The sequence below is a fragment of the Kitasatospora sp. NPDC101155 genome (assembly GCF_044768305.1).
Taxonomy (GTDB): Bacteria; Actinomycetota; Actinomycetes; order Streptomycetales; family Streptomycetaceae; genus Kitasatospora.
On record NZ_JBIWPN010000028.1, the window covers coordinates 79921 to 101297 of the forward strand.

The 21377-nt window shown below is 72.2% G+C and carries 25 protein-coding genes; 16 read left to right on the top strand and 9 right to left on the bottom strand.

What is annotated here, in order from left to right:
- Positions 1–32: 32 nt before the first annotated feature.
- The 3 genes from ACIRYZ_RS31705 (at position 33) to mycP (ending at position 3309) form a co-directional block, all read left to right on the top strand.
- Positions 33–473 (top strand): hypothetical protein, encoded by a 441-nt coding sequence (locus ACIRYZ_RS31705; RefSeq protein WP_402950892.1) that lies wholly within the window; start codon positions 33–35, stop codon positions 471–473.
- A 35-nt stretch (positions 474–508) separates the two neighbouring features.
- Positions 509–1948 carry a hypothetical protein gene (locus ACIRYZ_RS31710; protein WP_402950895.1) on the top strand — a complete coding sequence of 480 codons (1440 nt, stop codon included), beginning with the start codon at positions 509–511 and terminating at the stop codon, positions 1946–1948.
- 86 nt (positions 1949–2034) lie between these two features.
- Entirely contained in the window at positions 2035–3309 is a 1275-nt protein-coding gene (mycP, locus tag ACIRYZ_RS31715) for a type VII secretion-associated serine protease mycosin (RefSeq protein ID WP_402950898.1), read from the top strand.
- Here the strand turns inward: mycP and ACIRYZ_RS31720 are convergent.
- Both ACIRYZ_RS31720 and ACIRYZ_RS31725 read right to left on the bottom strand, forming a co-directional pair.
- Entirely contained in the window at positions 3303–3740 is a 438-nt protein-coding gene (locus tag ACIRYZ_RS31720; protein ID WP_402950971.1) for a GNAT family N-acetyltransferase, read from the bottom strand. The genes mycP and ACIRYZ_RS31720 overlap by 7 nt on opposite strands.
- Positions 3737–4402: an NAD(P)-dependent oxidoreductase gene (locus ACIRYZ_RS31725; RefSeq protein ID WP_402950900.1), complete on the bottom strand. Its 666-nt coding sequence runs from the start codon at positions 4400–4402 to the stop codon at positions 3737–3739. Before ACIRYZ_RS31725 ends, ACIRYZ_RS31720 begins: the two co-directional genes overlap by 4 nt.
- 113 nt (positions 4403–4515) lie before the next feature.
- Here ACIRYZ_RS31725 and ACIRYZ_RS31730 point away from each other — a divergent pair, with 113 nt between their 5' ends.
- Positions 4516–4899, top strand: a complete 384-nt coding sequence (locus tag ACIRYZ_RS31730; RefSeq protein WP_402950903.1) for a winged helix-turn-helix transcriptional regulator — start codon at positions 4516–4518, stop codon at positions 4897–4899.
- Positions 4900–4999: 100 nt separating this feature from the next.
- Positions 5000–5566 carry a DinB family protein gene (locus tag ACIRYZ_RS31735; protein WP_402950906.1) on the top strand — a complete coding sequence of 189 codons (567 nt, stop codon included), beginning with the start codon at positions 5000–5002 and terminating at the stop codon, positions 5564–5566.
- A 21-nt stretch (positions 5567–5587) separates the two neighbouring features.
- Here the strand turns inward: ACIRYZ_RS31735 and ACIRYZ_RS31740 are convergent, their stop codons facing one another.
- Both ACIRYZ_RS31740 and ACIRYZ_RS31745 read right to left on the bottom strand, forming a co-directional pair.
- Positions 5588–6028, bottom strand: a complete 441-nt coding sequence (locus tag ACIRYZ_RS31740) for a hypothetical protein (protein ID WP_393030041.1) — start codon at positions 6026–6028, stop codon at positions 5588–5590.
- A gap of 486 nt (positions 6029–6514) precedes the next feature.
- Positions 6515–7051: a hypothetical protein gene (locus tag ACIRYZ_RS31745; RefSeq protein WP_402950909.1), complete on the bottom strand. Its 537-nt coding sequence runs from the start codon at positions 7049–7051 to the stop codon at positions 6515–6517.
- 294 nt (positions 7052–7345) lie between these two features.
- Here ACIRYZ_RS31745 and ACIRYZ_RS31750 point away from each other — a divergent pair, with 294 nt between their 5' ends.
- On the top strand, positions 7346–8377 hold the full coding sequence (locus tag ACIRYZ_RS31750; protein ID WP_402950912.1) for a hypothetical protein: 1032 nt from the start codon (positions 7346–7348) through the stop codon (positions 8375–8377).
- Between the two features lie 22 nt (positions 8378–8399).
- On the opposite strand, the gene ACIRYZ_RS31755 is transcribed toward ACIRYZ_RS31750, so the two are convergent.
- Together ACIRYZ_RS31755 and ACIRYZ_RS31760 are read right to left on the bottom strand one after the other, a co-directional pair.
- Positions 8400–8990 (bottom strand): isochorismatase family protein, encoded by a 591-nt coding sequence (locus ACIRYZ_RS31755; RefSeq protein WP_393030049.1) that lies wholly within the window; start codon positions 8988–8990, stop codon positions 8400–8402.
- 163 nt (positions 8991–9153) lie between these two features.
- Positions 9154–10470: a nicotinate phosphoribosyltransferase gene (locus tag ACIRYZ_RS31760; RefSeq protein WP_402950915.1), complete on the bottom strand. Its 1317-nt coding sequence runs from the start codon at positions 10468–10470 to the stop codon at positions 9154–9156.
- Positions 10471–10610: 140 nt separating this feature from the next.
- Between ACIRYZ_RS31760 and clpS the strand changes: the two genes are divergently transcribed.
- From clpS to ACIRYZ_RS31795, 7 genes are all read left to right on the top strand, one after another.
- Positions 10611–10904 (top strand): ATP-dependent Clp protease adapter ClpS, encoded by a 294-nt coding sequence (clpS, locus tag ACIRYZ_RS31765; RefSeq protein ID WP_188305571.1) that lies wholly within the window; start codon positions 10611–10613, stop codon positions 10902–10904.
- Positions 10905–11023: 119 nt separating this feature from the next.
- Positions 11024–11599 (top strand): DUF2017 domain-containing protein, encoded by a 576-nt coding sequence (locus tag ACIRYZ_RS31770; protein WP_402950918.1) that lies wholly within the window; start codon positions 11024–11026, stop codon positions 11597–11599.
- Positions 11600–11819: 220 nt separating this feature from the next.
- Positions 11820–13274 (top strand): amino acid permease, encoded by a 1455-nt coding sequence (locus ACIRYZ_RS31775; RefSeq protein ID WP_402950920.1) that lies wholly within the window; start codon positions 11820–11822, stop codon positions 13272–13274.
- A 54-nt stretch (positions 13275–13328) separates the two neighbouring features.
- On the top strand, positions 13329–13760 hold the full coding sequence (locus ACIRYZ_RS31780) for a Mov34/MPN/PAD-1 family protein (protein ID WP_380611461.1): 432 nt from the start codon (positions 13329–13331) through the stop codon (positions 13758–13760).
- A gap of 150 nt (positions 13761–13910) precedes the next feature.
- Positions 13911–14030 (top strand): putative leader peptide, encoded by a 120-nt coding sequence (locus ACIRYZ_RS31785; protein WP_317621128.1) that lies wholly within the window; start codon positions 13911–13913, stop codon positions 14028–14030.
- A gap of 117 nt (positions 14031–14147) precedes the next feature.
- The gene (locus ACIRYZ_RS31790) at positions 14148–14426 is read left to right on the top strand and encodes a MoaD/ThiS family protein (RefSeq protein WP_363434122.1); all 279 of its coding nucleotides are present in this window, start codon (positions 14148–14150) and stop codon (positions 14424–14426) included.
- 73 nt (positions 14427–14499) lie between these two features.
- Positions 14500–15468 carry a PLP-dependent cysteine synthase family protein gene (locus ACIRYZ_RS31795; RefSeq protein ID WP_393030065.1) on the top strand — a complete coding sequence of 323 codons (969 nt, stop codon included), beginning with the start codon at positions 14500–14502 and terminating at the stop codon, positions 15466–15468.
- A 44-nt stretch (positions 15469–15512) separates the two neighbouring features.
- Here the strand turns inward: ACIRYZ_RS31795 and ACIRYZ_RS31800 are convergent, their stop codons facing one another.
- On the bottom strand, positions 15513–15974 hold the full coding sequence (locus tag ACIRYZ_RS31800) for a type II toxin-antitoxin system PemK/MazF family toxin (RefSeq protein WP_402950925.1): 462 nt from the start codon (positions 15972–15974) through the stop codon (positions 15513–15515).
- Between the two features lie 189 nt (positions 15975–16163).
- Between ACIRYZ_RS31800 and ACIRYZ_RS31805 the strand changes: the two genes are divergently transcribed.
- From ACIRYZ_RS31805 to ACIRYZ_RS31815, 3 genes are all read left to right on the top strand, one after another.
- Entirely contained in the window at positions 16164–16352 is a 189-nt protein-coding gene (locus ACIRYZ_RS31805) for a helix-turn-helix transcriptional regulator (RefSeq protein WP_387613874.1), read from the top strand.
- A 208-nt stretch (positions 16353–16560) separates the two neighbouring features.
- Positions 16561–17307 (top strand): MBL fold metallo-hydrolase, encoded by a 747-nt coding sequence (locus ACIRYZ_RS31810; protein WP_402950929.1) that lies wholly within the window; start codon positions 16561–16563, stop codon positions 17305–17307.
- 232 nt (positions 17308–17539) lie between these two features.
- Positions 17540–18889 (top strand): LAETG motif-containing sortase-dependent surface protein, encoded by a 1350-nt coding sequence (locus ACIRYZ_RS31815; protein WP_402950931.1) that lies wholly within the window; start codon positions 17540–17542, stop codon positions 18887–18889.
- A gap of 54 nt (positions 18890–18943) precedes the next feature.
- Here the strand turns inward: ACIRYZ_RS31815 and ACIRYZ_RS31820 are convergent, their stop codons facing one another.
- Together ACIRYZ_RS31820 and ACIRYZ_RS31825 are read right to left on the bottom strand one after the other, a co-directional pair.
- A complete protein-coding gene (locus ACIRYZ_RS31820) occupies positions 18944–20230 on the bottom strand; it encodes an LLM class flavin-dependent oxidoreductase (RefSeq protein ID WP_402950933.1) in 1287 nt (428 codons plus the stop codon).
- Positions 20227–21330, bottom strand: a complete 1104-nt coding sequence (locus ACIRYZ_RS31825) for an LLM class flavin-dependent oxidoreductase (protein ID WP_402950935.1) — start codon at positions 21328–21330, stop codon at positions 20227–20229. The genes ACIRYZ_RS31820 and ACIRYZ_RS31825 overlap by 4 nt, the downstream gene beginning before the upstream one ends.
- Positions 21331–21377 lie beyond the last annotated feature (47 nt).

Here is a 21377-nt window from a genome sequence, read left to right on the forward strand (position 1 = left end):
CAGGGGACGGACGCAACGGGGGAGGCGCCGAAGTGGGATCAGGGACCGGCTCGACCGGCGGGAACGGACAGGGCTACCGCGTCGAGATCGAGCAGCTCCGCACCTTCGCGGGCCAAGTGCGGTTGCTGCTCAAGGCGTTCGAGAAGGACGCCAACGGCGACAGCACCCACGGGCTCAGCGGAATCGGCAAGGACGCCTTCGGCACCTTCGCGGAGGCCACCGAGATCCACGACCGCTACGGCACCATGCGGGACGCGCTGCGCGTCGTGCTCAACCAGCTCCAGAGCGCCGTTGACGAGGCCCAGAAGAGCGCCGAACTCACCGCGACCAACTACGAGGAACACGACCAACACGTGGCCAAGAAGCTCAAGCTCGCCGACGACGGCTGGTCGGTCGCCGACCCCTCCGCCACCAGCAAGGCCGCCTACGAGGCGAACCAGGTCCCGTCCGTCCGCGGCAACGCCACCCGCTAGCCACCGCCCGCGACCCGAACGGAGGGGAACCACCCGTGGTCTACACGGACTTCACCAAGTACAGCCACGCCCAGCTCCGCAAGATGGCGCAGGCCCTGGACCCCGGTGCCGTGATGGCCGCCGGCGATCCCTGGCGCAAGGCGGCGACCACCCTCAAGGAGATCCGCAAGACCCTCACCAAGGTCAGCACCGAGGCGGCCACCTCCTGGGAAGGAACGACCAGCGACTCCTTCCACTCCTCCATGCTCACCCTCGCCACCAGCATCAACGAGGCCGCCGCCTACGCCAACGACGCGGCCAACACCCTCCACAACATGTCCGAGGCCATGGCCAAGGCCAAGCGCGACATGCCGGAGGAACCCGGCAACTGGGACAAGCTCAAGGACACCGTCGGCGACGTCTTCAGCACCGACGACGAGCACATCCCGGTCGCTGACCAGAAGAAGGCCGAAGCGGCGACGATCATGCAGACGCTGGCGATGCACTACCGCATCGCTACGCCGGCGTTGAAGGCTCCGCCGTTGCCTTCGAAGAAGAGCATCGAGAAGAATCCCACTGATCCGGGATCGCAGGATGACCCGAGCAACGCGGCGGCAGCCGTAACGGCCGCAGTGTTCTCGGGGACATCGTTCGGTGTCGGTGGAACGTCGGCGAGGTCGGCGGCTGTCACTGCGCCGCAGCGGCCAAGGTCCGCGCAGACGTCGACGGTGACTGGTTCCACCTCCAGGAGTGTGGCCGCCCCGACCGACGCCGGGATCAAGGGAGGTACGGCGCAGGCCCTGCCGAAGCCGTCGACCACAACGAGCCGTGTTTCTGATTCGGGTGTCTCGGGCACTCCGGTGTCCCGTCCGAGCGGAAGCGTGCCGAGCCCCGTCACTTCCGGGACCCAGACGTCCGGCCTCACCACGACCTCGCCCACAGGTCCCACGAGCGGACCGATCGCTGGCGGGGGTGGGCAGACGACGGTCAATCCCTCGGGGCCGACCATGCAGAGCACCCCGGTCGGGCCAGGCTTCGGGCAGGGCAAGACCGGATTCGGTGGCAAGGAACTCCCCGGCAGCGCGACACCGGTGGAGGGCACGGGTCCCCGTAGTGGCCGGGCCGTCGGTACCGGGGGTGGCGGTGAGGTCTATCCAGGCATTGGAGCCGGGGGCCGTGGGGCATCGGGCACCAACCAGGTGGGCGGTTCTGTGGCCCGGCCCGGGGGCGCTGTCCGTGAGACGCCGTCGCCCGGCGCCGGCGCACGTGGCAAGCAGGCCTTCACGGAGGGCGGATCGGGACTGGGGGCTCGGAACCGGATGGCTGCCGAAGCCGAGGCCCGTGGCACGGGCGCTATGGCGCATGGCGTCCCGATGAGTGAGGCACAGCGCCGCAAGAAGGACCGTGGGAAGGACGGCAGGCGACCGGACTACCTCGTCGAGGACGAGGAGACCTGGGCGTCGGACAAGCCGACCAACCCGAACGTGGTGGAATGAGGCCGGTCCGTAGACGGACGGGTGATCTGATCGCATCCCGCAGGTCGGTGATCTGCGGGATGCCTCGTTGAGTGGGGTGACCGGGTTTGACGAGCCGCCTGTTGGCGCGTGGTACGGCGGTCCTTGCCGCTGGGGCATTGGTCTGGGCCGTCGCCGCACCGGCGGCATCCGCCGATCAGATCAGGGACAAGCAATGGGCCCTGAAGACCTTCGAGGCCGATACGAAGATCTGGCCGATCAGCCAAGGTGAGGGTGTCACTGTTGCGGTGATCGACAGCGGGGTGAACTCGGAGCATCAGGACTTGACTGGGCAGGTTCTTCCAGGGGCCGACTTCTCCGGCACCAAATCGGACGGCCGCATCGACACCGACGGCCACGGCACAGGAATGGCGAGCCTGATTGCCGGTCATGGCCACGGTTCACAGGATGGAGTCATGGGCCTGGCCCCCAAAGCGAAGATCCTTCCGGTGAAGGTGCGGACGAGCGACGGCGGTCCCATTCCCGAGCAGAACGACCTGGCGACCGCGATCCGCTTCGCGGCGGACAACGGTGCGAGGGTCATCAACTTGTCCCTCGCCGGGGCGTCGCGGTTCGACTCGCAGTCGCGAAAGGCTGTCGCGTACGCGGTGTCCAAGGACGTTGTGCTGGTCGCGGGCACGGGCAACGACGGTAAAAGCGACGGCGTCGAATATCCGGCCGCTTTCCCCGGGGTGGTGGCCGTAGGAGCGGCGGACTCCAAGGGAGTCGTCTGGGAGGACTCCACATCGGGTTCCGAGACCACGCTCATCGCACCCGGCGTGGGGATCTATCACGCATCGGCGAAGTCCCCGACGAGCTACGCGGTTGGGGATGGTACTTCCGACGCCACCGCCTACGTCTCCGCCACCGCCGCGCTCATCCGCTCCAAGTACCCCGACCTGTCCGCTGGTCAGGTGATCAACCGGTTGATCACGTCGGCAACCCCTCCCTCGAACGGGACGGTGGTCCCCAACAACCACTGCGGCTACGGGACCGTCGCCCCCGCGAAGGCGCTGGAGGCGAACCCGGCCGTGGACAGCGGGCCGAAGGAGAACCCGCTCGTGAAGCGGCCCGAGTCGAAGGGCACCCCGCCGCAGGACGACGACAGCGACGCGACGGACCAGCCCTCCGCGCAGCCCGTCGTCCCCGAAGGGGACAGCGGCGGCAGCAGTGACAACACCGTCCTGGTGATCGGCGCCGCGGCCGCCGGTGCCGTGGTGCTCGGGGCGTCGGTGGCCGCGGTGCTGATGGCGCGGCGGCGGAAGCGGGCGGCTGCCGCTACCTCCTGGCCGCCGCAGCAGCAGCCGCCGCAGTGGCCCCCGTACGGTGGCCCCGGTCAGTGAGCGGCGAGCCGGTCGTCGCGTAGGGCGGCCGTGTGGAGGGCGTCCCAGTAGCGGTCGTCCCAGTGGTGGGCCCGGCGGGCGCGGCCTTCGAGGGTGAAGCCGGCCTTCCGGTAGGCGTGGACGGCGCGTTCGTTGTACTCGTAGACGTCGAGGTGAACGCGATGGAGGCGGACGGTCTCGAAGGCGTGGCGCAGGACCAGGAGGGTGGTTTCGATGCCGATGCCGCGGCCGGTGCTGTCGGGGTGAGGGCGATCCGGAAGCCGGCGGAGGAGTTGTCGGGGGCGACGTCGTTGAGGGCGGTCTCGCCGAGGAAGCGGCCGGTGGCGGGGTCTTCGACGGCGAGGTCGATCCGGTCGGCTGGTCGGCGCGCGGGTGCCCAGGATGCCCGCCGATACCCGTTCGTGCAGGGAGTTGTTCGTGCGGGGAGCTATTCGGCGACGGCGATCTGCTGCCGGTGGTGGGCCGGGGTGGTGAGTTCGTCGACGACGGCGACGGCGAGGTCGGCCTGGGCGATGCGGGGGCCGAGGACCTGGGGACCGCCGACGCGGTAGCGGCCGGTGCCGGGGGCGGTGCGGTCGAGGTCCATCGGCGGGGTGACGACGACCCAGTCGAGGGTGGCGGGGGAGTCGTTCAGCAGGGCGAGGGCGGCGGAGTGGCCGAGGGAGAAGGTGCGGTACGCCTCGGGGAATTCGGGGTCGTCGTGGACGGCGACGCCGGGGGCGGTCTCCAGGGTGGTGGCGACGCCGACGCTGATGAGTCGTCGGACGTCGGCCCGGTCGAGGCCGGTGACGAGTGCGGTGGTGGCGGCGCGGTAGAACTCGGCGGAGGGGGTGTCGGGGGTGTAGACGGAGCTGACGGCAGCCGGGTGCCCGGGGGCGGTGGCGGCGACGGCGGCCGGGTCGGTGACGTCGCAGCGCAGCAGGTTGACGCCCTCCCCGGCGAGGTCGGCGTGGCGTTCGGGGTTGCGGACGGCGGCGGTGACGGTGAGGCCGCGCCGGCGGGCCTCGGTGACGACGGCTCGGCCGACCTGCCCGCCCGCGCCGTAGACGATGACGTCCGCGCGGTGCTGCCGGCCGGTGGTGGTGCTGGTCATGGCGGTCTCCTGTCCGGTGGGGCGGGCTGGTTCGCCCGCCGCTGCCGGGACGGTAGACCGGAGGGTGCCGGTTACTTCAACGGTACCGGCCCCCAGCGGGTACCGTCGGGGGTATGACGCAGACCGGTGTCGCGCCGTTGCCGGCGGACTTCTTCCCGGCCGACTGCCCGGTGCAGTCGGTGCCGGTGCTGGGCAGCCGCAAGTGGGCCTGGAAGATCATCCGTTGTCTGGAGGACGGCCCGCGCCGCTTCTCCGAGCTGCGGGTCCCGTTGAGCGGCATCACCGCCAAGGTGCTGGCGGAGTCGCTGCGTTCGATGGAGCAGGACGGCGTGGTGGCCCGGACCGAGTACGCGGAGAACCCGCCGCGGGTGGAGTACGCGCTGACGTCGCTGGGCCGCACGCTGCTCGGGCCGATGGACGCGGTGTGCGAATGGAGCCGTGAGAACCTGGGCGCCCTGCTGGAGGCCCGGCTGGAGTACGAGCGCCAAGGGCACTGACCTGCGGGCCCGGTGGCGCGGGGCGCCCTGGCAGTAATTCGGCGGTCGCTGGCGCCCAGGCCGCTGGTGGGGTGGTCCGGGCGGGCACCATGCTGGGCGCATGAGCACTTCCGAGAACGCCCTGAGCCCCGCCGACGCGATCGTCCCCGACACCAAGGACTGGACCTGGGTGCTGGAACGCCCGTGCCCCGACTGCGGGTTGGACACCCCGGCGGTGGCCGCAACGGACGTCGCCGCGATGGTCCGGGCGAACGCGCACGGCTGGCTGACGGTGCTGGCCGGCGACGGGGAGGGGCTGCGGCGCCGTCCGTCCCCGGAGATCTGGTCGGACCTGGAGTACGCCTGCCATGTCCGGGACGTCTTCCGGCTGTTCCTCGTCCGGCTGAACCTGATGCTGGACCAGGACGGCCCGCTGTTCCCCAACTGGAACCAGGACGAGACGGCGGCCGCCGAGCGCTACTGGGAGCAGCAACCGCAGGTGGTGGCAGGGGAACTGGCGGAGGCCGCCGAGGCTCTGGCGGCGGCGTTCGACGCGGTGGCGGGGGAGCAGTGGCGGCGGACCGGGGACCGCAGCGACGGGGCGCGGTTCACGGTCGAGTCCTTCGCCCGCTACCTGATCCACGACCCGGTGCACCACCTGTACGACGTGACGGGCGAGCGGGTCTGAGGCCCCCGGGGGCGGGCGGGGTCACCAACCGGAGGCCTCGTGCAGCATGGTGCGCCGCAGCCGCCCGGCCACGCTGGCGGTGTCGGTGCCGATGACGTCGGCGATCTCGGGTGCGGCGAGGCCGACGACGTAGTGGAGGATCGCCAGGTCGTCGTCGGCGGGGTGGCGGTCCGGGGCGACGGGCACCTGCCGGGTGTGCTCCGCGACGGTGCCGCGCAGGATCTGCCAGGCCAGCGCGGTCGGGTTGTGGCTGGTCAGTAACTCCCGCCACTGGACGGCGATTTCCGCGAAGGCCTGCTGCACGGCGGTGGTCGCGTCGCCGTGCTCGGCCAGCCACACCCGGGCGTAGCTGAGGTACCGGGGGCGGTGGAGTTCGCAGAAGGCCGCGAATTCCAGTGGTACGTCCTCCGGTTCGCCGGGCTCGGGGGGAGGCCCGGCGGCGCTCGCGTGACGGTTGGTCATCTCGTCTTCTCGGAAAGGGAGATGGGTTTCTGACGGTCGATCATCTGTGCTCACTCTACGGTAGGCCCTCGGTGCGCTGGGTGACCAATCCGATGGAATGCCCGGAACCCGCCGCCGCTCGGCCGGTTCCGGCGACAACCGGTGCGGCGCGGCGGCGGTACTGCCGGGCGAGGGCCGGTCGCGGCCGGTCCTGGGAGTGCTGCGCAATGGTGCGGGGGGACGTAGGTGCGAGCGTGTCGCAGCTGGTCAGAGGGTGTATGAGGAGAGGTGCTGCAGAGCAGCTGAGGTGCCACCGTAGGGCCTGCCGGGTCCGGCGTCCACGCCCACGGCGCGAAGTCGCGGCCGCACAACCATCCGCGCAACCGCACTCACGGTGGGTGTTGCGTCGGGGCGGGTGCCGGTGGGCGGGGGCGGGTTGTGGCGATCGCGCGCCCCGGCGGCCTGCGGCAACCGGGGCGCGGGGCGGGGCGGCGCGGGGCCACCCGGTCAGGAGCTCGTACGGGCCTCCGAGGGGGCGATCCGGTCATCGGCGGTCTTGCCGCGTTCGACCTGGGCGGGAAATGCCTCAAAGGCCGTCCGCCGGGCCAGCTGGGCCGCCGCGGCGGCCTCCTCGCGCTCGCACCGGTGGGTGCCGTCCGCGTGCGCCGTACCGGCGCGTGCTGCCCCCGTGCGCGCCCCCGCCGCCCGCCGGCGCCGGCCGAGCGCGACCCGCTCGGCGTGTTCCTCGGCCGCCTGTCTAGCGGCCAGATAGGCCTGCACGGCCGCCATGCCGTAGACCGGCTGGATGAGCTGGTGTCCCTTGAAGAAGGGTCTGGCCGGCGCGAACCCGGCGGCGACCACCAGGTCGCGGATCTCGGCTATCTCCGCCTCGCTGCGGGCGGTGAAGCGGACCTCCCAGCCCTTCTTGTACGTATGGCCCTTCTCACCGCTGCGGCGGGCCGGGTCCGGGCGGCGGACGTATCCGGGCAGGCGGCCGAGGCGGAGCTGGGCCGCGCGGAGGCCGGCGGTCTCGTCACGTGACATGACGTAAGCCTAGGCAATCCCCGGGGCGGGATTGACGCGCCGGGGGTCCCTCGCCGTATGCCCTTGATCACTCTGGGTCAGGCGACCAGGTCGGCGATCGTTTTCGATCGAATCCGATAGCCATATGAACGTCATTTACTCCAAATGAGTGAGGGTATGGGGACTTTAGTGCCGGCTGATCCCGGTTTGGCGACGGTTGCGTAACAGTGCGTCAGGCTGCGACTCGCGAGCGGCGGGGGTTGGGGATGGTGTCGGCATGAGCGAACGCAGTGAGCGAACCATCAAGGGGTGCGCATGAGCGAGCGAAGCGAGGCGGGTCGCATGAGCTACCGGATTCCCTCGTCGCCGCCGTCCCTGGAGGAACTGGCGAAGCGTCAGCAGAACGTCGTCACCGCGAGCCAGCTGCGCGCCCGGGGCGTGCCGGCCCGGGTCGTCACCGGGCACTGCCGCCGGGGCGGCCCCTGGCAGCGGCTGCTGCCCCGGGTCTACCTGCTGCAGTCCGGCGAGCCCACCCCGGAGCAGCGGATGTGGGCCGCGCTGCTGTACGCGGCGCAGAACGGCCGGGAGGAGGGCCGCCGCGAGGGTGCGGTGATCACCGGGGCCGCCGCGCTGGCGCTGTACGGCTTCGCCGCCGTGCCCCGGCTGCCCGCGGTGACCGGGGTGGACGTCCTGGTGCCCCGCCAGCGCCGGCTCAAGGACGCCGGCGAGGTGCGGATCCGGCGCACCGAACGGGAGTTGGTGGCCCGCTCGGTGCACGGCCTGGCCTGCGCGCCGGTGGCCCGGGCGGTCGCGGACGCGCTGTGCGAGTGGACGGCCGACCCGGACACCCCGGCGCCGGTGCGCGAGGTGCTGCGCGAGGCCGTCGCCCGTCCGGAGAACCGCTGCACGGTACGGGAGTTGGCCGATGAGCTGATCGACTCCGGGCTGACCGGCGAGCCGCGGGTGCGAGCGGCGCTGGACGAACTCCTCGCCGGTGACCGGGACTTGGCGCTGGAGCAGGTCGGCCGGCTGGTGGACGAGTGGCTGCTGCCCGCCCCGCTGAGCTCCCCCGAGCTGCGGATGCGCGGCGGCACCTACATCGCCGTCCCGGACCTCTACTGGCCGGAGCGCGGCGTCGCGGTGGAGGTGGACTCGGACCTGCGCTGCGTCAGCGAGGGCGAGGCCGCCTGGGTACGCGGCGGCCAGCACAGGATGGAGTACCTGGGCATCCGGGTGGTGTACGTCTCCGGCGCCCGGCTGGCCGCCGAACCGGAGGCGGTCGGCGGCGAACTGCGCGAGGCCTACCGGGTCGGCGGGACGGACGTGGTGGAGCTGCTGGTGGTCTGAACGCCGTCCGTGCTCACCGGAGCTACGACCGGACCACCGGCGTGCCGATCAGCTCGACCCCGGCCGCCCGCAGCTCGTCCAGCGCGGCGGCGGTGGTCCCCGGCGCCACCCCGGCGGTGAGGTCGAGCAGCACCCGGGTGGTGAAGCCGGCCCGCACGGCGTCCAGGGCGGTGGCCCGGACGCAGTGGTCGGTGGCGATGCCGACCACGTCGACCTCGTCGACCTGCCGTTCGCGCAGCCACTCGACCGGGCCGCGGGCGTTCTCGTCCAGTCCCTCGAAGCCGCTGTAGGCCGCCGAGTAGGCGCCCTTGTCGAACACCGCCTCGACCGCGCCGGAGATCACGGCGGGCGCGAAGTTGGGGTGGAAGCCGACGCCTTCGGTGCCGGCCACGCAGTGCACGGGCCAGCTGGAGACGTAGTCCGGCTCGGCCGAGAAGTGCTCGCCCGGGTCGATGTGGTGGTCCCGGGTGGCGAGGATGTGCTGGTAGCCGGGGGAGGACTCGGCGATCAGATCGGTGATGGCGGCGGCCACCTCGGCGCCGCCGGCGACGGCCAGACTGCCGCCCTCGCAGAAGTCGTTCTGCACGTCGACGACGATCAGTGCCCGGTGCATGGCTCGCATCCTCGGATGTGGGGGCGGTGTGCCCCGGTGGTGGGGGCCTCGGCGGCTCTGGAGGATTCCAGGGGAACTCTACGGCTGACTCTAGGGAGTGGCGCGCGGGGGCGGAAGGCCTCAGTGCCCACCGCCGGTCCGCGCGGATCCGGCCCGGCCGGGGTCAGTCGATCAGCTCGCTGGGGATGACCGGGTCGCCCTTGGAGAGCTGAGTGGCCGACAGCGGCAGCGACGCCCGGGCCCGGACGTGCCGCTCGCGGGCGGCGCTCAGCGGCTCGCGGCCGACCGTCTCGCCGCCCAGCACCAGCGGCACCTGCACCAGGTGCGGCCGAAGCTCGTCCGGGACCGCGCCGGTGCCGATCACCTCGGCCTCGGCCACGCCCTCGGCGTCGGGCCGGCGGGCGGCCCACTTGCGGCCGCCGATGCTGGTCTTGCCGCCGGCCGCGCGCTTGGCCACCGGCGCCAGCGGGCCGTCCTCGGTCTCGGCGCGGGCGACCAGCTTGTAGACCATGGCGCAGGTCGGGTGGCCGCTGCCGGTGACCAGGCTGGTGCCGACGCCGTAGCCGTCCACCGGGGCGGCGGCCAGGGCGGCGATCGCGTACTCGTCCAGGTCCGAGGTGACGATGATCCGGGTCTTCTCGGCGCCGAGCTCGTCCAGTTGGCGGCGGACCCGGTGGGCCAGCAGGGTGAGGTCGCCGGAGTCGATCCGGACCGCGCCCAGCTCGGGGCCGGCCACCTCGACGGCGGTGCGGACCGCCTCGTGCAGGTCGAAGGTGTCGACCAGCAGCGTGGTGCCCTTGCCCATCGAGGCGATCTGGGCCTGGAAGGCGTCCCGCTCGCTGTCGTGCACCAGGGTGAAGGCGTGGGCGGAGGTGCCGGTGGTCGGGATGCCGTGGGTGAAGCCGGCCTCCAGGTCGGAGGTGGCGGCGAAGCCGGCGATGTAGGCGGCCCGGGCGGCGGCGACGGCGGCCTGCTCGTGCGCCCGGCGGGCACCCATCTCGATCACCGGACGGCCGCCGGCGGCGGCGGTCATCCGGGAGGCGGCGGCCGCGATCGCGGAGTCGTAGTTGAGGATCGACAGGATCACCGTCTCCAGGAGCACCGCCTCGGCGAAGCTGCCCTCCACGGTGAGCACCGGCGAGCCGGGGAAGTAGACCTCGCCCTCGGGGTAGCCGTGGATGTCGCCGCGGAAGCGGTAGTCGGCGAGGAAGCGCAGGGTGTCGTCCTCGACCACGCCCTGGTCGGCCAGCCAGTCCAACTGGGCGCTGCTGAAGCGGAAGTTCTCCACGGCGTCCAGCACCCGGTCGGTGCCGGCCAGGACGCCGTAGCGGCGGCCGCCGGGCAGGCGGCGGGTGAACACCTCGAAGACGGAGCGGCGGTGCGCGGCCCCGCTGCGCAGGGCGGCCTGCAGCATGGTGAGCTCGTAGCGGTCGGTGAGGAGCGCGGTCGACCCGGCCGCGCGCACTGAAGTGGCGTCCATGAGGATGATGCTACTACCACTTAGCGTCAAAGTGACGATTTCTCGCGCGATGGCCCGGGCCGGAATCGCCCGGGTGTCCCCCGGATGGCAGCATGGGGCTTGAGGGATTACGGACGAGCGTGCAACGAGGAGGCCCGCCGGTGAGTGTCGCGCCCGTGGAGATCGAGCGCCCGGAGGTCGAGGGACAGCCGGTGACCGAGCCGGACACGCCCTGGGTGACCATCGTGCACAACGATCCGGTCAACCTGATGAGCTACGTCCAGTACGTCTTCCAGGCCTACTTCGGCTTCCCGAAGGACAAGGCCCGGAAGCTGATGATGGACGTGCACACCAAGGGCCGGGCGGTGGTCTCCAGCGGTTCGCGCGAGGAGATGGAGCGCGACGTCCAGGCGATGCACGGCTACGGCCTGTGGGCGACGCTCCAGCACGACTGACCCTGTCCGGGCGCACGTCGGCACGCGTGCGACCGGGTGCGCACCGGCGCACATACGAGTGACCGGCCGCCGCTCCGGCGGCGCGGCCGAAGACGACGAAGACGGGCTGACCGATACAGATGGCTGGGTTGTTCGAGAGCATCGGCGATGGCGGCGCGGCGATCGCGCTGGACGAGGTGGAGGCCTCCATCCTGCGCTCGCTGGAAGTGCAGATGCTGGAGCTGATCGGCCCCGGCCCGGGCGGCGACGGCGGCGGTGACCCGCTGGCCGCGCTGTTCGCCGAGGGCCCGACCGAGGCCCCCGCCGACCCGGCGCTGGCCCGGCTGTTCCCGAACGCCTACGGCGATCCGGCGACGCCGGACGACGTCGAGGCGGTGGTCGCCTCCGGCGAGTTCCGCCGTTACACCGAACTCGACCTGCGGGCCCGCAAGCGGGACGACGCGCTGCAGGTGGTCCGGGCGCTGGACGGCCTCGGCGGCGCCGGGGTGCTCAAGCTGCCCGCCGCCGACTGCCTGCGCTGGCTGGGCGCACTCAACGACCTGCGGCTGACCCTCGGGGTGCGGCTGGAAGTCACCGAGGAGGACGAGCAGGGCCTCTACGAGCTGCCGGACGGCGACGAGCGCAAGCCGCTGGTGATGGCCTACCTGTGGCTGGGAGCGCTCCAGGAGTCGCTGCTGGAGGCGATCACCGACTGACGGCGGACCCGGTTCCTCCGCCTTCCCGGGCAATCCTGCCCGCTTTCGGGCAAGCCCCGGCCGTTCCGTCCAGCATGTGGACGATCGACCGGGGCATTCTCGTTTAAATCGGGCAAACCATAACAGGTCATGCTCAAATATCGCTCAGATGAACACCGCTGTCCGAACCCTGCGTGGTACGACTTCTCCCCACCCACGAGACCCACCCAGGACGGTGACCATGGCCGAGCAGATCTACGACCAGGTGGTCGACGAGAAACCGGACGAGGAGGGCTACGAGCGGGGACTCGGCAGCCGCCAGATCCAGATGATCGCGATCGGCGGAGCGATCGGCACCGGCCTGTTCCTCGGCGCCGGCACCGCGATCTCCAAGTCCGGCCCGAGCCTGATCCTGTCCTACGCCGTGGCCGGCCTGGTGATCTTCGCGATCATGCGGGCCCTCGGCGAACTGCTCACCTACCGCGCGGTCTCCGGCAGCTTCGCCGAGTACGCCCGGGAGTTCCTCGGCCCCTTCGCCGGCTACGTCACCGGCTGGACGTACTGGCTGTTCTGGGTCGTCACCGGCATGGCGGAGACCACCGCCGCCGCCGTGTACGTCAAGTTCTGGGCGCCGGACATCCCGCAGTGGGCCAGCGCGCTGACCTTCCTGGTCATCCTCTACGCGGCCAACCTGATCTCGGTGAAGCTGTTCGGCGAGATCGAGTTCTGGTTCTCCATGGTCAAGGTCACCGCCATCATCGGCATGATCCTGATCGGCATCGGCGTGCTGACCCTCGGCTTCAGCAAGGCCGGTGACACCGCGTCGATCGCCCACCTGTGGCAGGACGGCGGCTTCTTCCCCAAGGGCATCGGCGCCACCGTGATGACCCTGCAGATCGTCATGTTCGCCTACCTGGGCGTCGAACTCGTCGGCGTCACCGCGGGCGAGAGCGAGAACCCCGAGAAGACCCTGCCGCGCGCCATCAACACCCTGCCCTGGCGCATCGCGCTGTTCTACATCGGCGCCCTGGTGGTCATCCTCTCGCTGGTGCCGTGGCGGGAGTTCCAGCCCGGCGTCAGCCCGTTCGTCGCCGCCTTCGGCAAGATCGGCATCCCGGCGGCGGCCGGCATCATCAACTTCGTGGTGCTCACCGCGGCGCTCTCCTCCTGCAACTCCGGGATGTACTCCACCGGCCGCATGCTGCGCGACCTCGCCCTGCGCGGCCAGGCCCCCGGGCAGCTCACCAAGCTCAACACCCGCCGCACCCCGGCCTTCGCGATCACCGTCTCCTGCCTGCTGATGGGCGCCGGCGTGGTGCTCAACTACCTCGTCCCGGCCCGGGCGTTCGAGTACATCACCTCGGTCGCCACGGTCTGCGGCCTGTGGACCTGGGCGATGATCCTGATCTCCCAGATCCGCTACCGCAAGGCCTGGAAGGGCGGCCACCTGCCCCCGCCCACCTTCAAGGCCCCCGGCGGCATCTGGGTCAGCTGGGCCGCGCTCGCCTTCCTGGCCCTGGTCGTGGTGCTGATCGGCCTGGACGAGGACAACCGGATCTCGCTGTACGTCTTCCCCGGCTGGGCCGTGCTGCTGGTGATCGGCTACCAGGTGCTCAAGCGCCGTAACCCGCAGGCCGTCCACGCCCACGCCCACGACCACCTGCACGCCCGCAACGGAAACGTGGACACCCACTGACCGAGCCTCGGACGCCCCGGCGGACAGCCGCCGGGGCGTGTCTATCCTGACCACATGCTGACCATCACCCGAGAACTCCGCGACCGGATCGTGGCCCACGCCCGCGCCGACCACCCGGACGAGGCCTGCGGCGTGGTCGCCGGACCGGCCGGCAGCGGCCGGCCCGAGCGGTTCATCCCGATGCTCAACGCCGCCCGCTCGCCCACCTTCTACGAGTTCGACTCGGGCGACCTGCTCAAGCTCTACCGCGAGATGGACGACCGGGACGAGGAGCCCGTCGTCGTCTACCACTCCCACACCGCCACCGAGGCCTACCCCTCGCGCACCGACGTGAGCTACGCCTCCGAGCCGTTCGCCCACTACGTCCTGGTCTCCACCGCCGACGGCAACGGCGAGGACGACCCCTACCAGTTCCGTTCGTTCCGCATCGTGGACGGCGAGATCACAGAGGAAGACGTCCAGGTCGTCGAGGCCTACCAGGCTTGACCAGCACCCACCTGGGCGCGGCCCGCCGACCCTCCGCGAGCGGTCGGCGGGCCCGTTTGATTCCGGCCACGTCTCAGCATCGGATACCGGAACATCCGGATCCCGAGACAGGCATGTCGGAGCGGGCCCGGGAATCTATACGATGAGCCCATGCGTTCCGTCGATGTGAGCAACCAGGCCCCGGGCACCCGCCTCGTGGCGCGCCTGCACATCGACCTGTGCCGGCACGCCGGTGCGATCTGTCCCGGCACGCCCGCGCGCTCGCGCTGAGAGCCGCCCCGCCCCGGGCCCGCCGCCGAACCGGCGGTGCCGCGCCCCGGGCACCGTCCGCCCGGCCGCGCCCGCCGCGGCCCACCCACTCCACCCGACTCGCACAGGAGCGCACCCATGGCCATCGAGGTCCGCATCCCGACCATCCTCCGCACCTACACCGACGGCGCCAAGGCCGTCGAGGGCAACGGCAGCAACCTCGGGGAACTCTTCGCCGACCTCGACGCCCGCCACCCGGGCATCGCCGCCCGCCTGGTCGACGGCGGCGAGCTGCGCCGCTTCGTCAACGTCTACCTGAACGACGAGGACGTCCGGTTCCTTGAGGGCATCTCGACCGCCCTCGCCGACGGCGACAGCGTCACCATCCTGCCCGCCGTGGCCGGCGGCGCCCGCTGACCTCCCGGCTCCCCCGCCCGGTGGCGGGGGAGCCACCCCTCTTCACCCGCACCGCCGTGGCCGGAGGCCTCCCTTGCGATACGACAGTCCGCTCGAAGCCGTCGGCAACACCCCGCTGGTCCGCCTGCCGAGGCTGTCCGCCGCAGTTCCCGGCAACGCCGAGGGCCTGGTGAGCCTCTGGGCCAAGCTGGAGGACCGCAACCCCACCGGTTCGATCAAGGACCGCCCGGCGCTGCACATGATCGAACGCGCCGAGGCCGACGGCCGACTCACCCCGGGCTGCACCATCCTGGAGCCCACCAGCGGCAACACCGGCATCTCGCTCGCCATGGCCGCCAAGCTCAAGGGCTACCGGATGGTCTGCGTGATGCCCGAGAACACCAGCGAGGAACGGCGCGAACTGCTCCGGATGTGGGGCGCCGAGATCATCTCCTCCCCGGCCGCCGGAGGCTCCAACACCGCCGTCCGGATCGCCAAGGAGACCGCCGCCGAGCACCCCGACTGGGTCATGCTCTACCAGTACGGCAACCCCGACAACGCGGGCGCCCACTACGCCACCACCGGGCCCGAGATCCTCGCCGACCTGCCGACCGTCACCCACTTCGTGGCCGGCCTCGGCACCACCGGCACCCTGATGGGCGTCGGCCGCTTCCTGCGCGAGAAGGTCCCCGGCGTGCGGATCGTCGCCGCCGAGCCGCGCTACGACGACCTGGTGTACGGGCTGCGCAACCTGGACGAGGGCTTCGTCCCAGAGCTGTACGACGCCGAGGTGCTCACCACCCGCTTCTCGGTCGGCTCCGCGGACGCCGTCCGCCGCACCCGTGAACTCCTCCAGCAGGAGGGCATCTTCGCGGGCGTCTCGACCGGCGCCATCCTGCACGCCGCGATCGGCGTCGGCCGCAAGGCGGCGGCCGCCGGGGAACGCGCGGACATCGTCTTCGTGGTCGCCGACGGCGGCTGGAAGTACCTGTCCACCGGCATCTACACCGCCGAGTCCACCGAGGCGGCGGTCGAGGCACTGCAGGGCCAGCTCTGGGCCTAGTGCCGTCGCGACCAGTGCCGTGCCGACCAGTGCTGCAGCGACTTCTAGTGCTGTAGCGACTTCTGCGCCCGGGCCCAGACCTGCCGGTCGACCGTGCCGGCCCGGCGGCGGAACGCCGACAGCGACACCTCGCGCAGCTCGTCGGTCTCCAGCCAGCTGGTCCGTCCCTGCCGGTCACCCACCGAACCGGGCGGCAGCGGCAGCACGCCCGGCCGCTCGACATGGTGCTTGCTGGTGATCTTCGCGACGGTGGCGGTCCGGCCGTGCACCCGCAGTACCAGGCAGGGGCGGTCCTTGGAACCGGGGCCGTCCTCGAACGGCACCTGCGCCCACCAGATCTCCTGCGGCTCCGGGCGGTCCCGGGAGCTCGGGCGCGGCCGCGGACCGGTCGGCCCGGCCGGGCGCGGGGCCGGGCGGGTGCGCTTCACCAGCACCGCCGCGACGGTCGCCAGCGCGGCGACGCCCGCCACCGCCAGGACCGGCCAGATTCCCGTCATGCCACTCATGCGGCGAACCGTACCGGGCCGACGGTGAACGCCACCACCGTGGTGACTGTGACAGTTGAGCATTTGTCCGCACATCGCTCCCGGTTCGTCACGAAACCGCCACAGCGCCCGTTCTGTCGTGAACGCACCGGTGCCGCCCGGAAAGGCTGCCTCACGAACGTCCGCCCCCGTCCCCCCGGAGGTGCCCTCGTGACAAGCGATGAACTGTGGTCGTACGCCGAGATCGCCCGGCACATCAACGTCCAGCCCGAAACCGTCCGCAACTACCGCCGGCACGGGCTGCTGCCCGACCCCGACGTGATCGACGGCAGCGGCCACCCCCGCTGGTACCCCGACACCGTCCGCGCCTGGGCCCGCAACCGCCCCCGGCACCGCTGATCCGCGGCCCCCGTCGCCTCCCCCGCGTTCTGGTGATTCCAGCCACAGCCCGGCACGGGGACGGGGGCAAAGTGCCGCTCCGCCCTTACCCTCGACACACCAACGCAGTGCTACCGGCCGGTCCACCGGCCCGGCCTGCCGTTTTCCATGCTGTTTTCCATGCCGTTTTCCAGCAGCAGCCGGGACGTGTCGGGGCGGAGGGGCTCGGATGAAACTGACCGTGGTGGGGTGCTCGGGGAGCTTCCCGTCCGCTGACTCGTCCTGCTCCAGCTACCTGGTCGAGGCCGACGGCTACCGCGTGGTGATCGACCTCGGCAACGGCGCGCTCGGCGCGCTGCAGAAGTACACCAGCATCTACGAGGTCGACGCCGTCCTGCTCAGCCACCTGCACGCGGACCACTGCGTCGACCTGTGCGCCTACTGGGTCGCCCGCAACTACCGCGTCGAGGGCTGCCCCGACCTCCTGCCGGTGTACGGCCCGGCCGGCACCGCCGAGCGGCTCGCCCGGGCGTACGACATGCCGGAGAACCCCGGGATGAAGGAGGTGTTCGAGTTCCGCACCGTCACCCCCGGCAGCTTCGAGCTCGGCCCCTTCCGGGTCTCCGTCGCCCAGGTCAACCACCCCGTCGACGCCTTCGCCTTCCGGCTGGAGCACGCCGGCCGTTCGCTGGTCTACTCCGGCGACACCGGGGAGAGCCCCGAACTCGTCGAACTCGCCCGCGACACCGACCTGTTCCTCTGCGAGGCCGCGTACCAGGACGGCCGCGACACCTACCGGGCCGTCCACCTCAACGGCCGGGAGGCCGGCGAGCACGCCACCGCCGCCCGGGCCCGCCGGCTCGTCCTCACCCACATCCCGCCGTGGACCGACGCCGAGCGCAACCGCCACGACGCCGCCGCCGCGTACACCGGCCCGGTCGAGCTGGCCCGGGCCGGCGCGGTCTACGAGATCTGACCCGGTCGGCGGGGCTTCCCGGAGTCCCGGAAAATTCTCGGAATCGACCTGCAACCCCCCGGCCCCCCACACGTCCTTGTCAGTGAGCGGGGGGAAATCCGCTCGCACCGGTCGGCCCGTCGGGCGCGATCGCGATCACACCAGTCAACCGGGCTTGCTTTGTGCTGCCCGGACGCGGCCGTGCCGCTCCAGAGCGGAAATCCAGGGGGGCCATGTGCAAGACAACCGCGCCATGTGCAAGATCAACCGTGTCCTGCGTCAGACCCGCGGCCTCGTGCCGGCGGCCGTGCTCACCGCCGCGCTGGTCGCCGGCGGCGCCGTGACCGCCGTCCCGGCCTTCGCGGACTCCGGGCCGCTCGGCCTCACCGTCCACGCCCCGGCCGTGATCGGCGCCGCAGGCGGGCCGGTGGAGTTCACCGAGACGATCGCCAACCCGGGTGACCAGAGCATCAGCGTCGTGCTGGAGCTCTCGATCGAGACCCCGGGCGGGGCGCCGCCGCACGCCCTCAGCCTCGACTACGTCAACGAGCTCGGCACCTGGACGAGTGTGGAGCTGCAGGCGCGCACCGAGGCGGACAAGATCGTCTACTCGGGCACCACCGGCAAGCTCGTCATCGCGCCGGGCGGGAACGACGCCCGTCTGCGCCTCGGCGCCCCCATGGGCGAGCCGCACAACGGAGCCAGCAACGGCGGCGTCGGCCCGGTCCTCACCTTCCGCACCGTGGTCAAGGGCTCGCGGCCGGACAACCCGTTCCAGCTGTCGGTCAGCGACACCCACACGATCACGGTGGAGGCGATCTCCAACCACCTCCTCCAGGTGCCGGCCACGGTCGTCGCGGGCGGTGCGCCGATCGAGTTCGACGCGCTGCTCCGCAACCCGACGCCGTCCGCCTACACCAACCTGGGCAACGTGCTGTTCGCGGACCGGCACGCCAAGGTCGAGGTCCGTGGCGACGACGGCACCTGGACCGCCCTGCCGGCGGTCACCACCGAGCCGGAGCCGCCGGCGGGCTTCTACCTGGACGGCCGCAACTCCTCGGCCGCGCCCGACAGTCTGGCGACCAAGCGGGTCCGGGTCAGCTACCCCGCCGACACCCCGCTCGGCAAGACGGAGCTGAGCCCCTGCGTCTACATCAACGAGGCCGACGGCCAGCCCTTCCAGGGCACCACCATGTGCTCGCCCGGCGCCACCGTGCAGGTCGTCGCCCCCACCGCCCCGAAGCCGACCACCCAGGACCCGGCTCCCGCGGCTGCCCCGGCCGACACCCCGGCCGAAGTCCCGGCCGCCTCGGCCAAGCAGAAGCCGGGCGCCGGCGCGCCGGTCCGTGCGGGGGGTGACGTCACCAAGGCCCAGGCCGCGACGCCCGCGCCGACGTCCGCGCCGTCGGCCAACGTGCCCGTTCCGGCGGCCGACGGCGGCGTGAACGCCGAGGTGACCGCCGCCCAGGCAGCGGACGCCCACCTGGCCTCCACCGGAGCCGACAGCGACCGGACCGGCCTGATCGCGGGCGTCGGGGCGGTGCTGCTCGGCATCGGTGGCGGCGCGTTCGCGGTGATCCGGCGCCGCCGTCGTGCCGGCTGACGGCTCCCGGTCCCGGTCCGCCGGCTGTCCGGGCGGACCGGGACCGTCGGGCCGTCAGTGCCGTCCGGGCACCGGCAGACCGAGGTGGTCGCGCAGGGTGGGGCCGGTGTAGTCGGTGCGGAACACCCCGCGCTCCTGGAGCAGCGGGACGACCCGGTCGACGAACTCGTCCAGCCCGCCCGGGGTGAGGTGCGGGACCAGGATGAAGCCGTCGGCCGCGTCCTGCTGCACGAAGTGGTCGATCTGCCCGGCGACGGTGGCGGGGGAGCCGATGAAGGACTGCCGGCCGGTCACCTCGATGACCAGTTCGCGGCTGCTCAGCCCCTTCTCGGCGGCCAGCGCCCGCCACCGTTCGGCGGTGCCCACCGGGTCCGGGATGCGGACGCGGCCCTGGACCAGTGCGCTGTCCGGGTCGGGGTCGAAGGCGGGCAGCGGACCGTCCGGGTCGTGGTCGGAGAGGTCGACGCCCCAGACCTGCTCCAGGTGATTGAGCGCGGTGCGCGGCCCGACCTGGGCCCGGCGGACCTCGGCGGCCCGCTCGGCCGCCTCGGCGTCGGTGTCGCCGAGGACGAAGGTGGCGGCAGGCATGATCTTCAGCTCGTCCGGCTTGCGCCCGTACCCGGCCAGCCGGCGCTTGACGTCGGCGTGGAAGGCCCGGCCGTCGGCGAAGGTGGAGTGCCGGCTGAAGACGACGTCGGCGGTGGCGGCGGCGAACTCCCGGCCCTCGTCGGAGTCGCCGGCCTGGATGACGACCGGGTGGCCCTGCGGCGGGCGGGGCAGCGAGAGCCGGCCCTCGACTTCGAACTGCGGGCCGCGGTGGCGGACGCCCTGTTCCCCGGCGTCCCAGAACTCACGTGCCAGTTGGACGAATTCGGCGGCCCGGGTGTAGCGGTCGGCGCGGTCGAGGTAGCCGCCGCGGCGGAAGTTCTCGCCGGTGAAGGCGTCGGAGGAGGTGACCACGTTCCAGGCCGCGCGGCCGCCGGAGAGGTGGTCCAAGGAGGCGAAGCGGCGGGCGAGTTCGTACGGTTCGTTGAAGGTGGCGTTCACCGTGGCGGCGAGGCCCAGCCGTTCGGTGACGGCGGCCAGTGCGTTCAGCACGGTGATCGACTCGGGGCGGCCCACCACGTCCAGGTCGTGGATGCGGCCCTTGGTCTCGCGCAGCCGCAGGCCCTCGGCGAGGAAGAAGAAGTCGAACTTCCCGCGCTCGGCGGTCTGCGCGAGGTGCCGGAAGGAGGCGAACTCGATGTGGCTGCCGGAGGCCGGGTCGCTCCACACCGTGGTGTTGTTGACGCCGGGGAAGTGCGCGGCGAGGTGGATCTGCTTGAGCGGACGGTCCGTCATCGGGTCACCTCGGCGAGGGCGGGGGAGCCGGCGTTCTCGGTGCCGGCGTTCTCGGTATCGGCGTTCTCGGTGTCGGCGTTCGCGGTGCCGGTGGGGGCCGCGTAGCGGCTGGCCGGGCGGGCCAGGCCGAGGTGGTCGCGCAGGGTGCGGCCGGAGTACCCGGTGCGCAGCAGCCCGGTGGCGCGCAGGGCGGGGGCGATCCGCTCGGCGACGGCGGTCAGGTCGCGTTCGGGTTCGGCGGGGGCGAGGTGGAAGCCGTCCACGCCGGTGCCGGTCGCGGTGAGTTCGGCGAGCAGCCGCTCCTCGGCGGCCCGGTCGGGCAGGGCGGCGTCGAGCCGGGCGAGGATGCGCAGGTGCTCGCCGGAACGCAGCCGCAGTTCGGTGGCGGCGGTCAGCCGGGCGGCCCGGTCGGGGGCGTCGAGCAGCACCACGTCGGCGTACCGGATCGCGGTGGCCACCCGGGCGCGCCCGCCCGGGGAGGCGTTCCGGGCGAGGTCGGCGGCGGCCACCGGGACGGTCACCACCGGGCGGCCCTGTGGCGGGCGCGGGGTGATGGACGGGCCGCGGACCGAGAAGTGCCGGCCCTCGAAGTCGACGTAGTGCAGTTTGTCGCGGTCGATGAAGCGACCGGTGGCGGTGTCGCGGATCTCCGCGTCGTCCTCCCAGCTGTCCCAGAGCCGGGCGGCGACCTCGGCGGCGTCGGCCGCCTCGGCCCACAGCTCGTCCTCGGGGGCGACCGGGCGGCGGCCGAAGGCCCTTGCCTCGGCCTCGGTGGTGGAGACGCCGAGCAGCCAGCCGGCCCGGCCCTCGCTCACCCAGTCCAGGGTGTTGACCGAGGTCGAGGTGTGGAAGGGCTCGGTGTAGGTGGTGGTGACGGTGGGCACCAGTCCGACCCGGTTGGTCAGCGGGGCGATCCGGGCGAGGGTGGCGAGCGCGTCGGGGCGGCGCGGTTCGGCGGTGAAGGAGTCGTCGAGGGTGACGAAGTCCAGGGTGGCCCGCTCGGCGAGGCGGGCGAGGGCGGCGTAGTACCCGGCGTCGAGGCGGCCCGGCTGTTCGGTGGCGGCGTCGACGGCGGCGGACAGGTGCAACTGGCGGGGCATGGCGAGCCTGACTTTCCTCGTGCGCACACGTGGGGACGCGTGCGGGC

Coding starts and splice junctions, on each gene's coding strand:
- ACIRYZ_RS31780 (WP_380611461.1), top strand. CDS start 13,329: ATGCTGACCATCACCCGAGAACTCCGCGACCGGATCGTGGCCCACGCC.
- ACIRYZ_RS31800 (WP_402950925.1), bottom strand. CDS start 15,974: ATGAGTGGCATGACGGGAATCTGGCCGGTCCTGGCGGTGGCGGGCGTC.
- ACIRYZ_RS31785 (WP_317621128.1), top strand. CDS start 13,911: ATGCGTTCCGTCGATGTGAGCAACCAGGCCCCGGGCACCCGCCTCGTG.
- ACIRYZ_RS31760 (WP_402950915.1), bottom strand. CDS start 10,470: ATGGACGCCACTTCAGTGCGCGCGGCCGGGTCGACCGCGCTCCTCACC.
- ACIRYZ_RS31775 (WP_402950920.1), top strand. CDS start 11,820: ATGGCCGAGCAGATCTACGACCAGGTGGTCGACGAGAAACCGGACGAG.
- ACIRYZ_RS31770 (WP_402950918.1), top strand. CDS start 11,024: ATGGCTGGGTTGTTCGAGAGCATCGGCGATGGCGGCGCGGCGATCGCG.
- ACIRYZ_RS31790 (WP_363434122.1), top strand. CDS start 14,148: ATGGCCATCGAGGTCCGCATCCCGACCATCCTCCGCACCTACACCGAC.
- ACIRYZ_RS31750 (WP_402950912.1), top strand. CDS start 7,346: ATGAGCGAGCGAAGCGAGGCGGGTCGCATGAGCTACCGGATTCCCTCG.
- ACIRYZ_RS31740 (WP_393030041.1), bottom strand. CDS start 6,028: ATGACCAACCGTCACGCGAGCGCCGCCGGGCCTCCCCCCGAGCCCGGC.
- ACIRYZ_RS31735 (WP_402950906.1), top strand. CDS start 5,000: ATGAGCACTTCCGAGAACGCCCTGAGCCCCGCCGACGCGATCGTCCCC.
- ACIRYZ_RS31820 (WP_402950933.1), bottom strand. CDS start 20,230: ATGACGGACCGTCCGCTCAAGCAGATCCACCTCGCCGCGCACTTCCCC.
- ACIRYZ_RS31810 (WP_402950929.1), top strand. CDS start 16,561: ATGAAACTGACCGTGGTGGGGTGCTCGGGGAGCTTCCCGTCCGCTGAC.
- ACIRYZ_RS31815 (WP_402950931.1), top strand. CDS start 17,540: ATGTGCAAGATCAACCGTGTCCTGCGTCAGACCCGCGGCCTCGTGCCG.
- ACIRYZ_RS31725 (WP_402950900.1), bottom strand. CDS start 4,402: ATGACCAGCACCACCACCGGCCGGCAGCACCGCGCGGACGTCATCGTC.
- ACIRYZ_RS31745 (WP_402950909.1), bottom strand. CDS start 7,051: ATGTCACGTGACGAGACCGCCGGCCTCCGCGCGGCCCAGCTCCGCCTC.
- ACIRYZ_RS31730 (WP_402950903.1), top strand. CDS start 4,516: ATGACGCAGACCGGTGTCGCGCCGTTGCCGGCGGACTTCTTCCCGGCC.
- ACIRYZ_RS31755 (WP_393030049.1), bottom strand. CDS start 8,990: ATGCACCGGGCACTGATCGTCGTCGACGTGCAGAACGACTTCTGCGAG.
- ACIRYZ_RS31825 (WP_402950935.1), bottom strand. CDS start 21,330: ATGCCCCGCCAGTTGCACCTGTCCGCCGCCGTCGACGCCGCCACCGAA.